The following is a 19,638-nucleotide window of genomic DNA, read 5'->3' on the forward strand; positions in this document are numbered from 1 at the left end:
GCCGACTCGAGGGGGACGTCGTGTACATCCTGGTAATGCGCTTCCAAGCCGGTATCGAGGGCGAGGAGCGGGTGGCGATCCGCGAGGGCAGCATCGAGAAGTTTCGTGCCCTCGGCGGCCTCGACGAGAAGTACTACCTCGGCAAGGGCGACGGCCCGGCCGCCGGAGGCGTGTACCTGTTCGACACGCGCGAGCATCTGCAGGCCTACCTCGACGGGCCGATCGTGCCGGGGATCCAGCCGCGGTACCGCGCGCCGGAGCCGCCGTCGACCGAGGTGCTCGAGGTCTGGGCGCAGGCCGAGCTCCCGGGCCCGGTGCGCCCGGGCCGGCGGCAGATCGGCTCGATCCGCTTCGCCGCGGCCCCGGCGAGCGACGCAGCCGAGCGACGGCTGCCCCCGGACGCCGAGATCGAGGCGTACGCCGCCGGCTCGGGCCTGCAGCGGCTGTTCTGGGTCCGCGACGAGACCGCCGACCGGGCCGGCGTGATCGGCGTCTGGGGCGAGATCCCGGACCTGGATGCCGAGCTGCGCGGCGCGCGGGTGGCGGCGCTGAGCGGGGCCGACGCGGCGACCGGCCCGATCCGGTACGAGACCTACGACGTCCCGCGGGTGCTGCGCGAGCGTCCCTGAGACGCGAGAAGGCCCGGTCCCTCGCGGGGGACCGGGCCTTCTGGCAGGCGGTACGGGGCTACGCCTTGCGCGACAGCGCGTGGCGCAGATCCATGTTCAGCGTCGAGATGACGTCCAGCGGAATGCCCTTCGGGCACGCCGTCGAGCACGCGCCGACGTTGGTGCATCCGCCGAAGCCTTCGCCGTCGTGCTGGCTGACCATGTCGACGACGCGGGAGAACCGCTCCGGCTGGCCCTGGGGGAGCTCGCCGAGGTGGGTCACCTTGGCGCCCATGAACAGCATCGCCGAGGCGTTGGGGCAGGCCGCGACGCACGCGCCGCAGCCGATGCACTCGGCCGCCTCGAACGCGCGGTCCGCCTTGACCTTCGGCACCGGGACCGCGTGCGCCTCCGGCGCCGCGCCGGTGTTCACCGAGATGAAGCCGCCGGCCTGGATGATCCGGTCGAACGCGCTGCGGTCGACGACGAGGTCACGGATCACCGGGAACGCCTCCGCGCGCCACGGCTCGATCGTGATGGTCTCGCCGTCGCTGAAGCTGCGCATGTGCAGCTGGCAGGTGGTCGTCTTCTCCGGGCCGTGCGCGTCGCCGGAGATCATCAGGCCGCACATGCCGCAGATGCCCTCGCGGCAGTCCGAATCGAACGCGATCGGCTCCTCGCCGCCGTCGTTCAGCTGCTCGTTGAGGACGTCGAGCATCTCCAGGAACGACATGTCCGGCGAGATGTCGGTGACCTTGTACGTGACCATCCGCCCCTTGGCCTGCGGGCCGTCCTGGCGCCAGATGTTGAGGGTGAGGTTCACTTGTAGCTCCGTTGCTTCATCTCGATCGCCTCGTACTCGAGGTCTTCCTTGTGCAGGGTAGGCGCACCGTTCTCGCCACCCCACTCCCAGGCGGCGACGTACGCGAACAGGTCGTCGTGGCGCAGCGCCTCGCCGTCCTCGGTCTGCGACTCGGCGCGGAAGTGACCGCCGCAGGACTCGCGGCGGTGCAGCGCGTCGATGCACATCAGCTCGCCGAGCTCGAGGAAGTCGGCGACGCGGCCGGCCTTCTCGAGGCTCTGGTTGAGCTGCTCGTTGGCGCCCAGCACCCGCACGTTGGTCCAGAAGTCGGCGCGCAGCTCGCGGATGAGGCCGATGGCCTTGCGCAGGCCCACCTCGGTGCGCTCCATGCCGCAGTACTCCCACATGATCGCGCCGAGCTCCTTGTGGTAGCTGTCGACGCTGCGGGTGCCCTGGATGGAGAGGAACTTGTTGATCCGGTCGGTGACCTGCGCCCGCGCAGCGACGACGTCGGGGGAGTCGCTGGCGACCTTCTCGAACGGGCCCTTGGCGAGGTAGTCGCGGATCGTGTTCGGCAGCACGAAGTACCCGTCGGCCAGACCCTGCATCAGCGCCGAGGCGCCGAGCCGGTTGGCGCCGTGGTCGGAGAAGTTCGCCTCTCCGGCCACGAACAGACCCGGGATGCTGGACTGCAGGTCGTAGTCGACCCACAGGCCGCCCATCGTGTAGTGCACCGCGGGGTAGATGCGCATCGGCACCTCGTACGGGTTCTCGCCCGTGATCCGCTGGTACATGTCGAACAGGTTGCCGTACTTGGCCTCGACGGCCGGCTTGCCGAGCCGCGAGATGGCCTCGGCGAAGTCGAGGTAGACACCACGGCGCACCATGCGGCTGTTGCCCTCGGCGTCGATCTCCTCGACCGCGGGACCGACGCCCTTGCCGTCGTCGCACTGGTATTTCGCGGCACGCGAGGCGATGTCGCGCGGCACCAGGTTGCCGAAGCTCGGGTAGATGCGCTCGAGGTAGTAGTCGCGCGCCTCCTCCGGGATCTGGCGGGGGTCCTTGTCGGCGTCCGCCGGGTCCTTCGGCACCCAGATGCGGCCGTCGTTGCGCAGCGACTCCGACATCAGCGTCAGCTTCGACTGGTGTGCACCCGAGACCGGGATGCAGGTCGGGTGGATCTGCGTGTAGCAGGGGTTCGCGAAGTACGCGCCCTTGCGATGCGCGCGCCACGACGCGGTGACGTTCGAGCCCATCGCGTTCGTGGACAGGAAGAACACGTTGCCGTAGCCGCCCGAGGCCAGCACGACGGCGTCCGCGAGGTGCGTCTCGATCTCGCCGGTGACCATGTTGCGGGCGATGATGCCGCGGGCGCGGCCGTCGACGACGATCAGCTCCAGCATCTCGTGCCGGGTGAACGTCTCGACGGTGCCGGCGGCGACCTGCCGCTCCAGCGCCTGGTAGGCACCGATGAGCAGCTGCTGGCCGGTCTGGCCGCGCGCGTAGAAGGTACGCGAGACCTGGACGCCGCCGAACGAGCGGTTGTCGAGCAGGCCGCCGTACTCACGCGCGAACGGCACGCCCTGCGCGACGCACTGGTCGATGATGTTCGCCGACACCTCGGCGAGGCGGTAGACGTTGGTCTCGCGCGAGCGGTAGTCCCCGCCCTTGACCGTGTCGTAGAAGAGGCGGTAGATCGAGTCGCCGTCCTCCTTGTAGTTCTTGGCGGCGTTGATGCCGCCCTGCGCCGCGATGGAGTGCGCGCGACGCGGCGAGTCCTGGTAGCAGAAGGACTTCACGTGGTAGCCGGCCTCGCCGAGCGTGGCGCCCGCGGAGGCACCGGCCAGGCCGGTGCCGACGATGATGACGCTGAGCTTGCGGCGGTTGGCCGGGTTCACCAGGGCCGCGTCGAACTGGCGCGTCGCCCACTTGTCGGCGATCGGGCCGGCGGGCGCCTTGGTGTCGGCGATCGGCTCGCCGGGGGTGAACAGGTCGGTGCCGTCACGTCCGGCGCCGGCGGGCGCCGGCGCATGGGCGTCGGCAACGGGAGGGTTGATCTCCTCCGAGCCGTCGACCAGGTCCGGCTGGGACCCGCCGTCGGAGAGATCGTCGAGCTGGGCGTTCTTGTCAGTCATATTGTTCTTTCGTCCGTTACCTAGGCACCGGCTGCGATGGCGATCGGCGGAATGACGAAGCCGACGGCGACCACGAGGGCGATGACGACCGCGACCGTCTTCCACGTGCGGCGAGCGCTCGCGGTGTTGGTCCAGCCCAGCGTCTGCGCCATGCTCCACACGCCGTGGAACAGGTGCAGGCCGAGCGCGATCATGCCGAGCACGTAGATCAGCACGACCCACCAGACCTGGAAGCTGGCGTGCACGAGCTGGTAGGGGTTGTCGTCGGCGACCTTGACGTCACTGTTGACGTTGAACTTCACCATGGTGAACTGCAGCAGGTGCCAGATCAGGAACAGCAGGATCGCGACACCACCCCAGCGCATCGTCGCCGTGCGCAGCCCGGTTCGCGCTGCCTTGGCCGCGACGTAGCGGTTCGGGCGAGCGTGGTTGGCGCGGGCCCACAGCGCGAAGGCGGCATAGAGGTGGGCGATGACGGCGACGACCAGCAGAGCACGCAGCAGCCACAGCAGTCCGCCGTACGGCAGGATCGGCGTGAACATCGTGCGCAGGTGGTGCGCGTAGTCGTTGAACGGCTTCTCGCCCCACAGGAGCTTGAGGTTGCCGTACATGTGCAGAAGGACATAGAAGACGAACAGCGCGCCGGACAGTGCCATCAAGAGCTTGAGGAACACCGTGGTGCGACTGGCCGTGTTCGGTCGCTGGGGAACGGTTGTAGTGGCCACGAATTCTTACGCTATCGCTAGCTTCCCTAACGACCTAGCGCAGGGTTCGCCAAAGCCGTGTGAGATTCGGAACCGTTACCTGCCCGCGCGGGAACAATTCGGCCGCGGAGCGCGTTTCGGGGCAATGGCTCTCCCAGACATCGGCAAGATCGGCGTGTGGCTGCGCGCCGATGCGGCAACGGCGTCGGCGGCTCGGACCGCCGAGCGCCTCGGCTACGGAGCGGTGTGGATCGGCGGCTCGCCCAGCGGCGACCTCGAGCACGTGCGCGAGCTGCTCGCGGCGACGTCCATCCCCATCGCCACCGGCATCATCAACGTCTGGGCCTCCCCGGCCGAGCAGACCGCGCAGGCGTTCCTCGCGCTGCCCGATGCGTACCGCGAGCGGACCATCCTCGGCGTGGGCATCGGCCACCGCGAGGCGACCGCCGAGTACCGCTCGCCGTTCGCCACCCTCGAGAAGTACGTCGACGACCTGCTCGCCGCCGGCGTACCGCGCTCGCACGTCGTCCTCGCCGCGCTGGGCCCGCGAGTGATGCGGCTGGCCGGTGAGCGCACCGCCGGCGCGCACCCCTACTTCACGACGCCCGCGCACACCGCGCAGGCTCGGGAGATCCTCGGGGCCGGCCCGCTGCTGGCGCCCGAGCAGAAGGTGCTGCTGAACAGCGATCCCGACGAGGCGCGCCGGATCGCGCGGCCGACGGCCAAGCGGTACTTCGGTCTGCGCAACTACGCCGCCATGCTCAAGCGGTTGGGCTTCACCGACGCCGACCTCGCGGGCGAGGGCAGCGATCGCGCGGTGGACGCCGCCGTCGCGCACGGCGACGTGCACCGGGTGGCCGCCGTCGTCCGGGCGCACCTGGACGCCGGCGCCGATCATGTGTGCATCCAGCCGCTGGGCGACCTCGAGGCCGAGCTGACGGCGCTCGCCGACGTCCTGCCGGTGGCCACCCGCGGCTAGGACCCTTCACCCCTGCCCTGATGCGGTGGCTTCCGCCCCGCTATCGGCCCGATAGCGGGGCAGAAGCCACCGCCAGCGGGCCGAGCGGGGTGGAACCCACCGCGAGAGGTGGGCGGGTCTAGCCCTCCGAGGCGCCGAAGGCCTCGGCGACGCGCATCAGGTACTTGCCGTAGTCGGACTTCGCCAGTTCCGAGCCGAGGTCGTAGCAGGTCTGGGCATCGATGTACTTCATCCGCAGCGCGACCTCCTCGGGGCACGCGATGCGGACGCCGGTGCGGTGCTCGAGCACCTGCACGAACTGGCCGGCCTCCAGGAGCGAGTCGTGGGTGCCGGTGTCCAGCCACGCGAAGCCGCGGCCGAGGTCGACCAGCCGCGCGTCGTCCCACTTCAGGTACTGCTTGTTGACGTCGGTGATCTCGAGCTCACCGCGCGGCGAGGGCTCGAGGTTGGCGGCGATGTCCAGCACCCGGTTGTCGTAGAAGTACAGGCCGGTGATCGCGCGGTTGGAGCGGGGCTTCGCCGGCTTCTCCTCGATGGAGATCAACTTGCCCGAGCCGTCCGCCTCCCCGACGCCGTAGCGCTCGGGGTCCTTGACCTCGTAGCCGAACAGCGTGCAGCCGGCGACGTCCGCCGCCTCGCGCTGCAGCATGCTCGAGAAGCCCTGCCCGTAGAAGATGTTGTCCCCGAGCACCAGGGCGACCGAGTCGTCGCCGACGTGGTCGCGGCCCAGGATGAAGGCCTCCGCGAGACCGTTGGGCTGGGCCTGCTCGGCGTAGGTCAGGTTGATGCCCCACTGCGACCCGTCGCCGAGCAGCCGCTGGAAGCTCGGGAGATCGTGCGGGGTGGAGATGACGAGGATGTCGCGGATGTCGGCCAGCATCAGCGTGGACAGCGGGTAGTAGACCATCGGCTTGTCGTAGACCGGCAGCAGCTGCTTGCTCGACGCCTTGGTGATCGGGTGGAGCCGGGTTCCGCTGCCTCCGGCGAGGATGATGCCCTTCATGTGCGCGACCCTTCGGTTGGTGTGAGCAAGACCTAGCGGTAGTTCGTGAACTGCAGCGCGACGCCGAAGTCCTCGCTCTTCAGCAGCGCGATGACCTCCTGCAGCGCGTCCTTCTTCTTGCCCGTGACCCGCAGCTGATCGCCCTGGATCTGGGCCTGGACGCCCTTCAGGCCCGCATCGCGGATCGCCTTGGAGATCTTCTTGGCCTTCTCCGCGTCGATGCCCTCGATGATCTTGCCAGTCAGCTTGTACCCCTTGCCGGAGGACTGCGGCTCGCCGGCCTCGAACGCCTTGAGGCTGATGCCGCGCTTGACCAGCTTCTCCTTGAACACGTCCACCGCCGCCTTGATGCGGTCCTCGGTGGAGGAGGCGAAGGCGACCGCCTCGGTGCCCGACCACTCGATGGTGGTGTCGGTGCCCCGGAAGTCGAAGCGCTGCGCGAGCTCCTTCGAGGCCTGCTGCAGAGCGTTGTCGACCTCCTGGTGATCGACCTTGCTCACGACGTCGAACGACGGGTCTGCCATCTTGAAATCGCCTCCTGTAGTATGTTTCTCCGGACTGCGGGAGCCAAGTCTACCGAGGTGGAAGGCTCGCGTTCGTTCACGGCAGGTTGCCCGAGTGGCCAAAGGGAGCTGACTGTAAATCAGCCGCGCAAGCTTCGGGAGTTCAAATCTCTCACCTGCCACAGGGAAGGGCCCCGATCCGCACGGATCGGGGCCCTCTCTGTGTGCGGCGTGCCGGGACGGCGGCGTCAGCTCGAGGGCGTGCCCTCGACCCACTGGCCGGTGGCCGGGTCGACGTACGCCGAGTCGATGACCGTGCCCGCGCCGTCGGTCAGCACCGCCTGGTCGGCCGTGCCGTCCTCGTCGACGTCGGCGACCACCACGTAGTTGCCGTCGGAGGTCTCGACGACCGCCGTGTCGTTGTGGCCGTCACCGTCGAGGTCGTAGGTCGCGTTGAACTCGTACGACTTGCCGTCCACCTCCGCGGTGATCACGTCGTCGCTCGCCGGGCTCCCCCCGACCGCGTAGTCCGAGCCGTGGCTGTCGGCGTACGACCCGGCGCTGCCGGCGTCCGAGGCGCTGTAGTCCGAGGCGCTGGCGGAGTCCGACGATCCGTACTCGGTCGTGGTGGTGGTCGTGGTCGTGGTGGTCGTCTGCTTGTAGTACTCGTCGGAGCTCGCGCTGGAGTCGGAGGCGTCCGTGCTGCTCGCGTGCTCGTGGTAGTCGCCGTAGGCGGTGCCGGAGTCCGTCGTGTCGAACGACTCGTCGGAGGCACCCGCCGACGACGCCGGCGCGCTGTCGTCCCACGAGACGGACTGCACCATCGTGTCGGCCTGGCCGTCGCCGTCGGTGTCGGTGGGCGTGTTCACGACCTCGCCGGACGCGTAGTCCGAGCTGTCGATCTGCCCGTCGCCGTCGGTGTCCACGCCGTAGCTCATCTCGACCTGGTCCGCGAAGCCGTCACCGTTGGTGTCGTACTGGTCCATCACGATCACCGTGTCGGCCGCGCCGTCGCCGTCGGTGTCGGCGTTCACCACCACCGACGCGTGATCGGCGACGCCGTCGCCGTCGAGGTCGCCGTATGTCACGTCCGCCACGCCGTCCGCGACGCCGTCGCCGTCGATGTCGACCGAGTCCCCGTCGCTGATCCCGACGTCGAATCCGTCGGCGGCGACGTACTGCGCGTCCCCGCTCGAGGAGTCGTAGCCGGACGGCTGGCCACCGTCGTAGGCGGGATCGGTGCTGTCGAAGCTGGTGTTGTCGTGCTCGAAGGTGTCCATGGTGCTGTCCTTTGAGAGAAACCGGGGAGGGGAGAGATCTGCATATCCGGCCGGGGCCGGTTCAATGCCGGCGCCGGACGCCGACGGCCGGTACGACGTGGGACCCGCTGGTGTGGATCCATCGCGAGGGGAATCCTCGATGATCGCTAATCCTGACCGATGCCCACAGGGAAGTCGAGGGCGCGGCATAACGCGGATCACAGCCCACCCCGGTGTTGCCCGGCGACGCGTTCCGTGTAACCTCTTATGGTCTGCCTCGCGAGAGTGCAAAGGCCCCTTTAGCTCAGTCGGCAGAGCGTCTCCATGGTAAGGAGAAGGTCTACGGTTCGATTCCGTAAAGGGGCTCGGGCATAACCCGACGTGCCGTGGCGTTAGCCATGGTGTCGCGGCCGTGTAGCTCAGTTGGTAGAGCGCACGACTCATAATCGTGTGGTCACCGGTTCAAGTCCGGTCACGGCTACCGCAACCTCGAACGACTTTTGATGAAAGAGGCACCGACGTGGCTTCCACCGACGTACGACCGAAGATCACCCTGGCGTGCCAGGAGTGCAAGAACCGCAACTACATCACCAACAAGAACCGCCGCAACGACCCGGATCGGCTCGAGCTGAAGAAGTTCTGCCCGACCTGCCGCGCGCAGCGCGTTCACCGCGAGACCCGCTAGTCTCGCCGCATCGCTTCGCGAGGGCCACGCACCGACAGGTGCGTGGCCCTTCGCTTTGGGTGGCCTAGGCTGGGACGATGCCGCTTGATTCCAGCTTCATCGGCCGCGAGTACCCGCCGACGGCGCCGTACGAGGTCGGACGCGAGAAGATCCGTGAGTTCGCCGACGCGATCGGTGACGAGCACCCCGCCTACCGCGACGCCGAGGCCGCCCGCGGCCTGGGGCACCCGGACGTGATCGCGCCGCCGACCTTCGCGATCGTGGTCGCGATGCCGGTCGTCAACCAGGCGGCCTTCGACCCCGAGCTCGGCCTGGACTACACCAAGGTGGTGCACGGCGAGCAGAAGTTCAGCTACTCGCGACCCATCACCGCCGGTGACCGGCTGGTCGGCGTCCTGCACATCGACAACATCCGCAGCGCGGCCGGCAACGACATCCTGTCCGTGCGTGCCGAGGTCGGCACCGAGGCGGGCGAGCATGTCTTCACCTCGACCGGAATGCTGGTCGCGCGAGGAACGGCGGAGGAGAAGTGAGCATGCCACGCTACGCGGACGTCGAAGCCGGTACCGAGATCGCGGCGCGCGACCTGCCGATCAGGCGCGCCGACCTGGTCCGGTACGCCGGCGCCTCCGGGGACTTCAACGTCATCCACTGGAACGAGCGCGTCGCCCGCGAGGTCGGCCTGCCCAACGTGATCGCGCACGGGATGCTCACCATGGCCAAGGCCGCCAACCTCCTCGTCGAGTGGGCGGGCGACCCGGGCCGCGTCGAGGAGTACGGCGTGCGCTTCGCCAAGCCCGTGGTCGTGCCGGACGACGACGAGGGCGCCACGGTGACGGTCACCGCGAAGATCGCCAAGAAGCTCGAGGACAACCGGGTCCGCGTCGACATCGAGGCGCGCAGCGACGGCGAGAAGGTGCTCTCGCTCGCGCGCGCCGTCGTCCGCCTGGACTGAGCGCCGCCCCGGGGGCGTTGCGCGGCCCGCACCGCTGATGGGTACACTGGCACGCCGGGAGTCGCGGTTGGACTCCTGACCTGGCGTGCCCGATGGGCGCCTCGGGGGCGAAGGGGTGTGGCTCAATTGGTAGAGCAGCGGTCTCCAAAACCGCAGGTTGCAGGTTCGAGTCCTGTCACCCCTGCAAGTTCGCAGCATGCACATCGTCGGTAAACGGAAGGCTAGCGAGTGGCCAAGGACTCTCAGCGCGATTCGTCGTCGGACGACGAGCGCGAGCTGGACAACGTCGCCGACGGCACCGACGATCGTGGCGCCGACGACGAGGACGCCGCGCTCCTCGAAGAAGATCTGCACGAGGACGAGGACGACCTCGACGAGGACGACGTCGATCTCGACGAGGACGACCTCGACGACGAGGTAGCCGCCGGCGGGTCGACGAAGCGTGGGCGCGCCGCCGCGGCCGCGTCCGCCAGGAAGAAGGACGCGCCGACCGCGAAGCGCGAGGCGAAGCCGAAGACCAAGAGCGCCGTTCCCGGCGCGGCCCCCGGCTCGTTCCTGCAGCAGGTCGGCAACGAGCTGTCCAAGGTCGTCTGGCCGACCCGCAAGCAGATGATCACCTACACGAGCGTGGTGCTGGTCTTCGTCGTGGCGCTCGTCGCCGCCGTCTGGGGCTTCGACCTGGGCGTCGGCAAGCTGATGGACTGGATCTTCGCCTAGGGCCGCGGCTCTGCAGGCGACCCCCGCCGCCTTCGCGGCATCAACAAGGAAGTGAGCTACCCCGTGGCGCAGGAAGACATCGAGCGCGAGCCTCTCGAGGTCTCGCACGAGTCCGCAGCGTACGACGCGCTGCCGACGGACAACGACATCGACGCCGAGCTGGAGAGCATTCATCAGCCGGGCAGGGTCGAGATGGTCGAGATCAGTGACGAGTCCGCGACCGCGCAGGACGAGGACGCCGAGGACGCCGAAGCCGAGAGGGTCGACTCGCAGGACGCTACGGACGACGTCGAGACCCAGGACGAGCCGGTTGCCGAGGCTCCGGTCGCCGAGCAGCCCGTCGACATCGATGCCCCGGTCGACGAGGAGACCGAGCTGCGTGAGCGCTCGAAGATCGGTGACTGGTACGTCGTCCACTCGTACGCCGGGTACGAGAACCGCGTGAAGACCAACATCGAGTCGCGGCGCGAGACCTTCGACATGGAGGACTACATCTACGAGGTGGCCGTCCCCACCGAAGAGGTCACCGAGATCAAGAACGGCAAGCGCGTCAAGGTCAACCGCAAGCCGTACCCCGGGTACGTGCTCGTGCGGATGGACCTGACGGACGAGTCGTGGAACGTCGTCCGCAACACGCCCAACGTCACCGGGTTCGTCGGGGGCATGTCGCGCCCGTCGCCGGTTCCGGTGAACGACGTCGTGAAGATGATCATCCGCTCGCAGCCGCAGCCTGCGGAGCAGAACGTCGCCAGCTCGGCCGGCGAGGCCGCGCTCACCGGACAGGCCGCACCGAAGATCGAGGTCGACTTCGAGGTCGGCGAGTCGGTCACCGTCATGGACGGCCCGTTCGCGACGCTGCCGGCGTCCATCAGCGAGGTCATGCCCGAGCAGCAGAAGCTCAAGGTGCTCGTCTCGATCTTCGGCCGCGAGACCCCGGTCGAGCTCGGCTTCAACCAGGTCTCCAAGATCTGACTCGTCGGTCTGCGCCGGCCGCGGTGTGATGTTGCCGCCGCGGGCTCGCGCAGCCCGGCGTTGATGCGTATCCTTAACAGGTTGCCGTCTGCCCGAAAGGGCGCCGGTGGCCCGGTGCAGTCGGCGTGCCAACACTGGTCGGCCGTGCCGGACGCAAGTTCCCAACATCGCAGAGGACTGGAAGAAACATGCCTCCCAAGAAGAAGGTCGCTGGTCTGATCAAGCTTCAGATCCAGGCCGGCCAGGCAAACCCGGCGCCGCCGGTGGGCCCCGCGCTCGGCCAGCACGGCGTCAACATCATGGAGTTCTGCAAGGCGTACAACGCGGCGACCGAGTCGCAGCGCGGCAACGTCATCCCCGTCGAGATCACCGTCTACGAGGACCGCTCCTTCACGTTCGTCACCAAGACGCCGCCGGCTGCCCGCCTGCTGCTGAAGGCCGCCGGTGTGCAGAAGGGCTCGGGCGAGCCGCACACCAAGAAGGTCGCGAAGGTCACCCGCGCGCAGGTGCGCGAGATCGCCGAGCAGAAGATGGAAGACCTCAACGCCAACGACGTCGATCAGGCCGAGAAGATCATCGCCGGCACCGCCCGCTCGATGGGCATCGAGGTGGCCGGCTAGTCCAGCCGGTCGCTCCGTGGGAGAGCCACGCGCTGGCTCGTAGACCACAGCTACAAGGGGAGCCCGGTTAGGCCGGGCGCCCACTCATCACACTTGGAGAAACCATGAAGCGCAGCAAGGCATACCGCGACGCCGCGGAGAAGGTCGATCGCTCGAAGCTCTACAGCCCGCTGGAGGCGGCGGGTCTGGCCAAGGAGACCTCGACGACGAAGTACGACGCAACGGTCGAAGTCGCCATGGTCCTCGGCGTCGACCCGCGCAAGGCGGACCAGATGGTCCGCGGGACGGTCAACCTGCCGCACGGCACCGGCAAGACCGCCCGCGTCATCGTGTTCGCCGTCGGTGAGAAGGCCGCCGAGGCCGAGGCCGCCGGCGCGGACGTCGTCGGCTCGGACGACCTGATCGAGAAGATCACCGGTGGCTTCCTCGACTTCGACGCCGCCATCGCCACGCCCGACCAGATGGCCAAGGTCGGCCGCGTCGCGCGCATCCTCGGCCCCCGCGGCCTGATGCCGAACCCAAAGACCGGCACCGTCACCCCCGACGTCGCCAAGGCCGTCGCGGACATCAAGGGCGGCAAGGTCAACTTCCGCATCGACAAGCAGGCCAACCTGCACCTGATCATCGGCAAGTCGTCGTTCGACGAGAAGAAGCTGGTGGAGAACTACGGCGCCGTCCTCGACGAGGTGCTGCGCTCGAAGCCGTCGGCCGCGAAGGGCAAGTACATCAAGAAGATCGCCTTCTCGACGACCATGGGCCCGGGCATCCTGGTCGACCCCAACCGCACCCGCAACCTCACTGAGGACGCGGTCGGCTAGCAGCACCGGAGCCCTCCGAAGCCGCACGTCAAGGCGCCCATCCCCGAGGGGATGGGCGCCTTCGTCGTCTGAGTGTGACCTGAACGACTAGTTGACACCCGAATCAGGTCGGGAATACAGTCCCGACAATCGCGTCAGCGGTGGGTCAGTCGAGTCGTCCAGTCGATAGGGAGATAACCGGTGCGAAACAGGATCTTGTCAGTTGCCGCCGCAACCACGCTCATCCTCACGTTGGGTGCCTGCGGGGGACGCGACGATTCGTCGAAGGCCTCCGGCTCCTGCGACCAGGGCATCACCGACTCCGAGGTGAAGCTCGGCATGAGCGTCCCGATGTCCGGCGCGGGCGCCGCCTACGGCGTCCTGCAGGACTCGTCGAAGGCCGTGTTCGAGCAGGTGAACGCGGACGGCGGCGTGAAGATGGCCGACGGCAAGAAGCGCAAGATCACCCTCATCGCCGAGGACGACGCCTACGACCCCGCCAAGACGGTCAGCAACACCAAGAAGCTGGTCGAGCAGGACAAGGTCTTCGCCATGTACAGCGTGCTCGGGACGTCGCCGAACCTCGCGATCGCCGACTACGCGAAGGGCAAGGGCCTGCCGGTGCTCTTCTCGCAGACCGGGACCGATGAGTTCCTGAAGATGCACAAGGACAACAACTGGATCGTCGGCTACCTGCCGCAGTACGGCTTCGAGGCGAAGGTGATGGCCAAGTACGTCCTCGACCACAAGCCCAACGGCAAGGTCGCGATCCTCTACCAGAACGACGGCTTCGGCAAGGGCATGGTCGCCAACTTCAAGAAGGACTTCGAGGGCACCGGCGTCACCATCGTCAGCGAGCAGGGCTACGAGCAGTCCGGCGGCTCGATCGACTCGCAGATCGTCAACATGCAGAGCTCGGGCGCGGACGTGTTCCTGGACTACGCAACCGGCACGTTCATGACGCAGTCGCTGAAGAAGAAGGGCGAGCTGGGCTGGTCCCCGCTCACCCTGCTCACCTCCGGCTCGAGCGACGCCTCGACGCTGGTCGCCCCCGCGGGCCCGGCCGGCACGACCGGCGCCCTGACGTTCAAGTGGGCCAAGGATCCCACCGACCCCGCGTTCGCCGGCGACCCGGACGTCAAGCAGTGGAACGAGTTCGCCAGCACGCACGGCCTCAAGCCGCAGAACGGCATCGCCAACAGCGGCTGGATGACGGCCAACCTGATGGTCGAGACCCTCAAGGAGACCGACGGCTGCAAGCGCAAGGATCTGCTGGACGCCGTCTACAACCTCAAGAACGTCAAGGTCCCCGGGCTGCTCGAGGGCGTCACGGTCAACATGAAGCCCGACTACCCGTACATCTTGACCCGCGTCCAGATGCAGAAGTTCGACGGCAGCCACTGGACGGCGGAGGGGGGCATCCTCAAGCGCGAGGACATGAAGTGACGGCGACGGAGGCGATGCCGGCGAGCCAGTCGCCGGCATCCCACGAGGCGCTGCTGCGGGTCTCCGACATCCGCCTCAGCTTCGGTGGCGTCAAGGCTCTGGACGGGCCGAGCCTGCAGATCCGCAAGGGCGAGGTCTGCGGGCTGATCGGCCCCAACGGAGCGGGCAAGACGACACTGTTCAACTGCATCAGCCGCCTGTACCAGCCGGACTCCGGCTCGATCACGCTGGGTGACGTCGACCTGCTGCACGTGCGCACCGACCAGATCTCCCGGCACGGCATCGCGCGGACCTTCCAGAACGTCGGCCTGTTCCCGTCGATGACCGTTCTGGAGAACGTCATGACCGGGGCGTACCACCGCACGCGGGCCGGCTTCTGGGCCAGCGGGCTCGGGCTGCCGAAGGTCCGCTCGCAGGAGGTGCGCGAGCTCGAGAAGGCCCGCGAGATCCTCGACGAGCTCGGGCTGGCGTCGGTCAGCAGCTCCTACCCGGCCGGTCTGCCGTACGGCACGCTGAAACGCGTGGAGCTGGCCCGCGCGCTGATGTCCGAGCCGCAGCTGCTCATGCTCGACGAGCCGGCCAACGGCCTGATCCATGAAGAGGTGATGGAGCTCGCGGCCCTCATCAAGCGGCTCTCGCGCGAGCGCTCGTTCGCCGTGCTGCTGGTCGAGCACCACATGGCCATGGTCATGTCGGTGTCCGACTTCGTGGTGGTGCTGAACTTCGGTCGGGTCATCGCCGAGGGGCTGCCGGCCGACGTCCGCGCCAACCCGGCCGTGATCGAGGCATACCTCGGGGGAGAACAGTGAGCCTGCTGAACGTCGAGTCGCTGCACGCCGGCTACGGTCCCGTCGAGGTGCTGCACGGCATCGACTTCTCCGTCGACAAGGGCGAGGTGTTCGTCGTGCTCGGCGCCAACGGCGCCGGCAAGACCACCCTGCTGCGCGCGCTCAGCGGCATCATCCCGGGCCGCGGCACGGTCTCGCTCGAGGACCGGTCGCTGATCGGCCTGGCCAGCGAACGCATCGCGGGCCGCGGCGTGAGCCACGTCCCGCAAGGACGCGGCACCTTCTCGGACCTGAGCGTCGAGGACAACCTGCGCGTCGGCGCCTACCTCGTGAAGGACAAGCAGGCGGTGCGGGCCTCGATGAACCAGTGGTTCGAGATCTTCCCACGGCTCGAGGAGCGCCGGGCCCAGCTCGCCGGCAGCCTGTCCGGCGGCGAGCAGCAGATGCTGGCGATCGCCCGCGCGCTCATGCCGGGGCCGAAGCTGCTGCTGCTGGACGAACCGTCGCTCGGGCTCGCGCCGAACACGACCCGCGACCTGTTCGACTCGCTGCGCGAGGTCAACGAGCGGACCGCCACGACCATGCTCGTGGTCGAGCAGAACGCGCATCTCGCTCTGGCTCTCGGGTCCAAAGCGATGGTCATCGAGTCCGGGAAGGTCGTCGCGCGGGGGACCGCCGACGAGCTCGAGCGGGACGATGCCGTGCGCAAGGCCTATCTCGGCTACTGAGGAAAGGGAGACGACGTGCATCAGTTCTTCCAGCAGCTGCTCGACGGCATCGCATCGGGCGCGCTGTACGGAGCGATGGCGCTGAGCATCGTGCTCGTCTATCGGGCGTCGGGCATCGTGAACTTCGCCCAGGGCGAGATGGCGATGTTCGCCGCGTTCATCGCGTGGCAGAGCTACGCGTGGGGTCTGCCGATTCTGGTGGCGATCCTGATCGCGATGGTGGTCGCGTTCTTCGCGGGGGCGGTCTTCGAGCGGGTGCTCATCCGGCCGTTCGGCACCGAGCCGTCGGGTCACGCCGCCCTCGTCATCGTCACGCTCGGACTGATGCTCATGCTCAACAGTGGTGCTGCGTGGATCTGGGGCCACCTGGTGAAGGAGGTTCCCCCGGTGTTCGGTGGCGGCGCCATCTCCATCGCGGGCGGCTCGATGTCGCGGCAGAACCTGGGCATCATCCTCGTGGTGGCGGTCGGCGCCGCGGTGCTGTTCGTGCTGCTGCAGCGCACCAAGTCCGGCCTGGCGATGCGTGCCGCGGCGAGCAACCCGGAATCGGCCCGGCTCTCCGGGATCCCGGTCGGCCGCATGCTGATGATCGGCTGGGCCCTCGCCGGGGCCATCGGCGCCCTGGTCGGTGCCCTCGCCGCGCCGACGCTGTTCCTGCAGCCGAACATGATGGCCACGCTGCTGATGTACGCTTTCGCGGCCGCGACGCTGGGCGGGTTCGACAGCCCGGTCGGCGCCCTGGTGGGCGGCTTGATCGTCGGGGTGTCCGAGAACCTCGCCGGCACCTACATCGGCTTCATCGGCAACGAGTTCAAGCAGGCGGTGGCGTTGTTCATCATCATGGTCGTCCTGCTCGTCAGACCGCAGGGGCTGTTCGGATCGAGGACGGTGACGCGAGTATGACGACGAAGACGGCGCGCGCGCAGGGCGGTGGCCGATCGCGCAAGGGCCTGCTCAAGCGGCTGGCCGCCCCGGTACGTCCGCTCGACGCGCCGATCTGGCTGCGGCTCGGGACGTTCGCGGTGGTGCTGGCGATCGGCGTGCTCATCCCGCTGAACTCGCCCACCTACGTGAACTTCGACCTCAGCATGGTGATGGTGTACGCCATCGTCGGCATGGGACTGAACCTGCTGACCGGCTTCAACGGGCAGATCTCCCTCGGGCACAGCGCGTTCTTCGCCACCGGTGCGTACATCGCGGCGGTGATGATCAAGAACGACTACAACTACCTGCTCACCATCCCGATCGCGGTCGTCGTCACGTGGGTGCTGGGCTACCTGTTCGGGATGCCGGCGCTGCGGCTGCGCGGTCTGCAGCTGGCGCTGGTGACCCTGTCGCTGGCCATCGTGACCCCGGCGCTGATCAAGCGGCTGGACAACATCACCAAAGGCCAGGAGGGCATCAACGTCTTCCTGCCCGAGCCGCCCGCCTGGACCGGGCTGGCCGCCGACCAGTGGGTGTACTTCATCTGCCTGATCGCGCTCGCGATCGCGTGGATACTGACGCGCCGGCTGTCCACCGGCCGGGTCGGCCGGTCGCTGGTCGGCATCCGCAACAACGAGCTGGTGGCGCAGACCCTCGGGGTCCGGGCGTCGCGGGTCAAGACGGGCGTGTTCGCGCTGAGCGCGGCGTACGCCGGGTTCGCCGGCGTGCTCTACACCTACGTCGTGCAGTTCGTCGGCCCGGACTCGTTCGGGCTGGTCATGGCCATCACGTTCATCTCGATCATCGTCGTGGGCGGCCTCGGGACGATCTCGGGGGCGATTCTCGGGGCGGCCTTCATCCAGTACCTGCCGAAGGTGACCTCCGGCGCGGGCGACTCGGCGGCCGGCTTCTTCTACGGGCTCGCGCTGGTCGCCTTCATGTTCCTGATGCCCTCCGGCATCGCCGGGCTGATCAACCTCGCGCTCGGCCCGATGGTGCGACGGCTGCCGGGCCGGCGTCCGCTGGCGGCCGCGCCCGTGGGCTCCGGCGACATGGCCCAGGTCGCCGACGCGCCTGGTGACGAGCCGGCGGAGCCGGCCGAGGGGGCGGCGGAGCCGGGTGCGATGAGCGCGCCCCGCGCCGGCGGCGCGGACTCCTCGGGCTAGCGAGGCCGCCCGCCGGCGCGGGGCCTGCCCGAGGCTACTTCCGGGCCTCTTCGCGCAGCGGCGCCTTGAGCACCTTGCCGGAGGCGTTGCGGGGCAGCGCGCCGGTCAGCAGCACCTTCGACGGCTTTTTGTAGGACGCGATCCGGTCCTTGGTGAAGTCGATGATCTCGTCGACGGTCGGCGGGTCGTTCTCGTCGCGCGGGACGACGAAGGCGACCGGCGTCTCGACCCACTTCTCGTGCGGCGCGCCCACGACCGCGACCTCGAGGACCTTGGGGTGGTCGGCGATGGCGTTCTCGATCTCCGAGGAGTAGATGTTCTCGCCGCCGGAGATGATCATGTCCTTCACGCGGTCGACCACGTACAGGAAGCCCTCCTCGTCCATCCGCACCAGGTCGCCGGAGTGGAACCAGCCGCCGCGGAACGCCTCCTCGGTGGCCTCGGGGTTGTTCCAGTAGCCGATCATCGCGCCGGGTCCGCGGTACACGATCTCGCCCACCTCGCCGAGCGGGACGTCGTTCATCGCCGGGTCGACGATCCGCATCGCCACCAGCGGCACCGGCTTGCCGACCGAGCCGAGCTTGCGGACGGCGTCCCGCCCGGGAAGCATCGTGGTCACCGGCGACATCTCGGTCTGGCCGAACGTGCAGACGTTCTTGGCGTTCGGGAACGTCTCGGCCATCGCCCGCAGGATCGCCGGCGTCGCGGGCGAGGCGCCCCAGGCGATCGTCGTCAGCCGCAGGTCGCGCTCGGCGATGCCCGGCACGGAGCACACCGCCTGCCACTGCGTGGGCACCAGGAAGACGCTGGTGATGCGCTCCTCCTCGAGGACGTCGAGCAGCCGCACGGGGTCGAACATGCCGGTCGGCATGATGACCGCCGGCGCGCCCACGATGATGGCCGGCAGCGAGTTGCCGACGCCGGCGATGTGGAACAGCGGCGGGGTGACCAACCGGATGTCCGACTCGAGCATCTCGTCGGCGGCCACCAGCCCGGTCATCGTCTGCGCGACGATGTTCTTGTACGTCAGCATCGAGCCCTTCGGGCGCCCGGTTGTGCCCGAGGTGTACATGATGAGCGCGAGGTCGTTCTCGTCCTCCGGACCCGGGGCGGTGCTCGGCTCGTGCGCCGCGATCTCCGCCTCGTAGGACAGCGCGTCCGAGCCGGCGGCGGCGGGATCGTCGCCGACCACGAGCGCGGCGATCGGGCGCTCGGCGTTCTCGCGGACGTCGGCGATCAGCCCCGCGAGCGACTGCTCGACGACGATCGCGGTGGCGCCGGAGTCCTCGGCGAGGAACTGGACCTCGCGCGCGACCAGCCGGAAGTTGATCGGCACGGCGACGGCACCGAGCACGTTGGTGGCGATCAGCGCCTCGAGGAACTCCGGCCGGTTCGTGATCATGATGATGACGCGGTCACCGGCACCCACCCCGAGGTCCGCGAGCGCCGCCGCGAGCCGCCGCGCGCGGTCGGCGAGCTGCGACCACGTGATGGTGGCGCCCTCGAAGCGCAGCGCCACGCCGTCCGGCGTCATGAACGCGTGCCGATCGAGCTGGTGCACCCAGTCGAGCCCGGTGCTCGGCGGTCCGGTGAGAGTCCCGGCGGGGTTCGGCATGGGTGGTTCCTCCAGTACGACGAAACATGACTTGTACGTCATGTCTACTACGTCGTCCGCGCGGTGCGTAGGCTTCCGGCCACATTTGTGCCGGCCGACCGAGAGCAGGTGGCCCCCGATCGGGATCTGCGGGGGAGTGCGACACGGTAATCGCCGGCGGATTCACGCGGTCGTCGCAACGCCTGTTGTTTTTGGCGGCGTTGAGAGTACCTCGTTGAGGACTTCGGCTGGT

The 19,638-nt window shown here is 68.5% G+C and carries 21 protein-coding genes and 4 tRNA genes; 18 read left to right on the plus strand and 7 right to left on the minus strand.

The window, feature by feature from the left end:
* Window positions 1-20 precede the first annotated feature (20 nt).
* Window positions 21-629 carry a hypothetical protein gene (locus F8A92_RS12675; protein ID WP_153505533.1) on the plus strand — a complete coding sequence of 203 codons (609 nt, stop codon included), beginning with the start codon at window positions 21-23 and terminating at the stop codon, window positions 627-629.
* A 58-nt stretch (window positions 630-687) separates the two neighbouring features.
* On the opposite strand, the gene F8A92_RS12680 is transcribed toward F8A92_RS12675, so the two are convergent.
* Genes F8A92_RS12680 through F8A92_RS12690 form a run of 3 tightly spaced genes read right to left on the minus strand, consistent with a single transcriptional unit; the run spans window position 688 to window position 4,270 of the window.
* Window positions 688-1,431, minus strand: coding sequence for a succinate dehydrogenase/fumarate reductase iron-sulfur subunit (locus F8A92_RS12680; protein ID WP_153505534.1), 744 nt, complete (start codon window positions 1,429-1,431; stop codon window positions 688-690).
* Window positions 1,428-3,545 carry a fumarate reductase/succinate dehydrogenase flavoprotein subunit gene (locus F8A92_RS12685; RefSeq protein ID WP_153505535.1) on the minus strand — a complete coding sequence of 706 codons (2,118 nt, stop codon included), beginning with the start codon at window positions 3,543-3,545 and terminating at the stop codon, window positions 1,428-1,430. The genes F8A92_RS12680 and F8A92_RS12685 overlap by 4 nt, the downstream gene beginning before the upstream one ends.
* 20 nt (window positions 3,546-3,565) lie before the next feature.
* Window positions 3,566-4,270, minus strand: a complete 705-nt coding sequence (locus F8A92_RS12690) for a succinate dehydrogenase cytochrome b subunit (protein ID WP_153505536.1) — start codon at window positions 4,268-4,270, stop codon at window positions 3,566-3,568.
* A gap of 124 nt (window positions 4,271-4,394) precedes the next feature.
* Here F8A92_RS12690 and F8A92_RS12695 point away from each other — a divergent pair, with 124 nt between their 5' ends.
* A complete protein-coding gene (locus F8A92_RS12695; RefSeq protein ID WP_153505537.1) occupies window positions 4,395-5,228 on the plus strand; it encodes a TIGR03620 family F420-dependent LLM class oxidoreductase in 834 nt (277 codons plus the stop codon).
* A gap of 118 nt (window positions 5,229-5,346) precedes the next feature.
* On the opposite strand, the gene rfbA is transcribed toward F8A92_RS12695, so the two are convergent.
* Both rfbA and F8A92_RS12705 read right to left on the minus strand, forming a co-directional pair.
* Window positions 5,347-6,231, minus strand: coding sequence for a glucose-1-phosphate thymidylyltransferase RfbA (rfbA, locus tag F8A92_RS12700; protein WP_153505538.1), 885 nt, complete (start codon window positions 6,229-6,231; stop codon window positions 5,347-5,349).
* Between the two features lie 32 nt (window positions 6,232-6,263).
* Complete coding sequence (locus F8A92_RS12705) at window positions 6,264-6,755, minus strand: YajQ family cyclic di-GMP-binding protein (RefSeq protein ID WP_153505539.1); 492 nt, start codon at window positions 6,753-6,755, stop codon at window positions 6,264-6,266.
* Between the two features lie 80 nt (window positions 6,756-6,835).
* Between F8A92_RS12705 and F8A92_RS12710 the strand changes: the two genes are divergently transcribed.
* Window positions 6,836-6,916, plus strand: a tRNA-Tyr gene (locus F8A92_RS12710).
* Window positions 6,917-6,982: 66 nt separating this feature from the next.
* Here F8A92_RS12710 and F8A92_RS12715 read toward each other — a convergent pair.
* The gene (locus F8A92_RS12715; RefSeq protein WP_153505540.1) at window positions 6,983-8,014 is read right to left on the minus strand and encodes a hypothetical protein; all 1,032 of its coding nucleotides are present in this window, start codon (window positions 8,012-8,014) and stop codon (window positions 6,983-6,985) included.
* A 272-nt stretch (window positions 8,015-8,286) separates the two neighbouring features.
* Here F8A92_RS12715 and F8A92_RS12720 point away from each other — a divergent pair.
* The 15 genes from F8A92_RS12720 to F8A92_RS12790 all read left to right on the plus strand — a co-directional run bounded on the left by F8A92_RS12720 (window position 8,287) and on the right by F8A92_RS12790 (window position 17,791).
* A tRNA-Thr gene (locus F8A92_RS12720) sits at window positions 8,287-8,359 on the plus strand.
* A gap of 42 nt (window positions 8,360-8,401) precedes the next feature.
* A tRNA-Met gene (locus F8A92_RS12725) sits at window positions 8,402-8,474 on the plus strand.
* Window positions 8,475-8,513: 39 nt separating this feature from the next.
* Entirely contained in the window at window positions 8,514-8,678 is a 165-nt protein-coding gene (gene rpmG / locus F8A92_RS12730; RefSeq protein ID WP_153505541.1) for a 50S ribosomal protein L33, read from the plus strand.
* A gap of 77 nt (window positions 8,679-8,755) precedes the next feature.
* Window positions 8,756-9,211, plus strand: a complete 456-nt coding sequence (locus F8A92_RS12735; RefSeq protein ID WP_153505542.1) for a MaoC family dehydratase N-terminal domain-containing protein — start codon at window positions 8,756-8,758, stop codon at window positions 9,209-9,211.
* A gap of 2 nt (window positions 9,212-9,213) precedes the next feature.
* A complete protein-coding gene (locus F8A92_RS12740; protein WP_153505543.1) occupies window positions 9,214-9,633 on the plus strand; it encodes a MaoC family dehydratase in 420 nt (139 codons plus the stop codon).
* A 111-nt stretch (window positions 9,634-9,744) separates the two neighbouring features.
* A tRNA-Trp gene (locus tag F8A92_RS12745) sits at window positions 9,745-9,817 on the plus strand.
* Window positions 9,818-9,861: 44 nt separating this feature from the next.
* On the plus strand, window positions 9,862-10,350 hold the full coding sequence (gene secE, locus F8A92_RS12750) for a preprotein translocase subunit SecE (RefSeq protein WP_153505544.1): 489 nt from the start codon (window positions 9,862-9,864) through the stop codon (window positions 10,348-10,350).
* 51 nt (window positions 10,351-10,401) lie between these two features.
* Window positions 10,402-11,322 (plus strand): transcription termination/antitermination protein NusG, encoded by a 921-nt coding sequence (gene nusG, locus F8A92_RS19380; protein ID WP_228389424.1) that lies wholly within the window; start codon window positions 10,402-10,404, stop codon window positions 11,320-11,322.
* 188 nt (window positions 11,323-11,510) lie between these two features.
* Entirely contained in the window at window positions 11,511-11,942 is a 432-nt protein-coding gene (gene rplK, locus F8A92_RS12760; protein WP_153505545.1) for a 50S ribosomal protein L11, read from the plus strand.
* Between the two features lie 104 nt (window positions 11,943-12,046).
* Window positions 12,047-12,760 carry a 50S ribosomal protein L1 gene (gene rplA, locus F8A92_RS12765; RefSeq protein ID WP_153505546.1) on the plus strand — a complete coding sequence of 238 codons (714 nt, stop codon included), beginning with the start codon at window positions 12,047-12,049 and terminating at the stop codon, window positions 12,758-12,760.
* A gap of 180 nt (window positions 12,761-12,940) precedes the next feature.
* Window positions 12,941-14,185: an ABC transporter substrate-binding protein gene (locus tag F8A92_RS12770; RefSeq protein WP_153505547.1), complete on the plus strand. Its 1,245-nt coding sequence runs from the start codon at window positions 12,941-12,943 to the stop codon at window positions 14,183-14,185.
* Window positions 14,182-14,994 (plus strand): ABC transporter ATP-binding protein, encoded by an 813-nt coding sequence (locus F8A92_RS12775; protein WP_228389425.1) that lies wholly within the window; start codon window positions 14,182-14,184, stop codon window positions 14,992-14,994. The genes F8A92_RS12770 and F8A92_RS12775 overlap by 4 nt, the downstream gene beginning before the upstream one ends.
* On the plus strand, window positions 14,991-15,701 hold the full coding sequence (locus tag F8A92_RS12780) for an ABC transporter ATP-binding protein (RefSeq protein WP_153505548.1): 711 nt from the start codon (window positions 14,991-14,993) through the stop codon (window positions 15,699-15,701). The genes F8A92_RS12775 and F8A92_RS12780 overlap by 4 nt, the downstream gene beginning before the upstream one ends.
* A gap of 15 nt (window positions 15,702-15,716) precedes the next feature.
* Complete coding sequence (locus F8A92_RS12785) at window positions 15,717-16,604, plus strand: branched-chain amino acid ABC transporter permease (RefSeq protein ID WP_153505549.1); 888 nt, start codon at window positions 15,717-15,719, stop codon at window positions 16,602-16,604.
* Window positions 16,601-17,791 (plus strand): branched-chain amino acid ABC transporter permease, encoded by a 1,191-nt coding sequence (locus tag F8A92_RS12790; RefSeq protein ID WP_153505550.1) that lies wholly within the window; start codon window positions 16,601-16,603, stop codon window positions 17,789-17,791. The genes F8A92_RS12785 and F8A92_RS12790 overlap by 4 nt, the downstream gene beginning before the upstream one ends.
* Before the next feature lie 34 nt (window positions 17,792-17,825).
* Here the strand turns inward: F8A92_RS12790 and F8A92_RS12795 are convergent, their stop codons facing one another.
* Complete coding sequence (locus F8A92_RS12795) at window positions 17,826-19,406, minus strand: long-chain-fatty-acid--CoA ligase (RefSeq protein ID WP_153505551.1); 1,581 nt, start codon at window positions 19,404-19,406, stop codon at window positions 17,826-17,828.
* Window positions 19,407-19,638: the final 232 nt, after the last annotated feature.

Origin of the sequence: Cumulibacter manganitolerans (assembly GCF_009602465.1) — a bacterium.
In the GTDB taxonomy this organism is placed as follows: domain Bacteria; phylum Actinomycetota; class Actinomycetes; order Mycobacteriales; family Antricoccaceae; genus Cumulibacter; species Cumulibacter manganitolerans.

What these genes read in the sequence shown, in the direction of transcription:
- F8A92_RS12685 (WP_153505535.1), bottom strand. Translation starts at nt 3,545, where the DNA reads ATGACTGACAAGAACGCCCAGCTCGACGATCTCTCCGACGGCGGGTCC.
- F8A92_RS12695 (WP_153505537.1), top strand. Translation starts at nt 4,395, where the DNA reads ATGGCTCTCCCAGACATCGGCAAGATCGGCGTGTGGCTGCGCGCCGAT.
- rfbA (WP_153505538.1), bottom strand. Translation starts at nt 6,231, where the DNA reads ATGAAGGGCATCATCCTCGCCGGAGGCAGCGGAACCCGGCTCCACCCG.
- F8A92_RS12705 (WP_153505539.1), bottom strand. Translation starts at nt 6,755, where the DNA reads ATGGCAGACCCGTCGTTCGACGTCGTGAGCAAGGTCGATCACCAGGAG.
- F8A92_RS12715 (WP_153505540.1), bottom strand. Translation starts at nt 8,014, where the DNA reads ATGGACACCTTCGAGCACGACAACACCAGCTTCGACAGCACCGATCCC.
- F8A92_RS12735 (WP_153505542.1), top strand. Translation starts at nt 8,756, where the DNA reads ATGCCGCTTGATTCCAGCTTCATCGGCCGCGAGTACCCGCCGACGGCG.
- F8A92_RS12740 (WP_153505543.1), top strand. Translation starts at nt 9,214, where the DNA reads ATGCCACGCTACGCGGACGTCGAAGCCGGTACCGAGATCGCGGCGCGC.
- rplK (WP_153505545.1), top strand. Translation starts at nt 11,511, where the DNA reads ATGCCTCCCAAGAAGAAGGTCGCTGGTCTGATCAAGCTTCAGATCCAG.
- rplA (WP_153505546.1), top strand. Translation starts at nt 12,047, where the DNA reads ATGAAGCGCAGCAAGGCATACCGCGACGCCGCGGAGAAGGTCGATCGC.
- F8A92_RS12790 (WP_153505550.1), top strand. Translation starts at nt 16,601, where the DNA reads ATGACGACGAAGACGGCGCGCGCGCAGGGCGGTGGCCGATCGCGCAAG.
- F8A92_RS12795 (WP_153505551.1), bottom strand. Translation starts at nt 19,406, where the DNA reads ATGCCGAACCCCGCCGGGACTCTCACCGGACCGCCGAGCACCGGGCTC.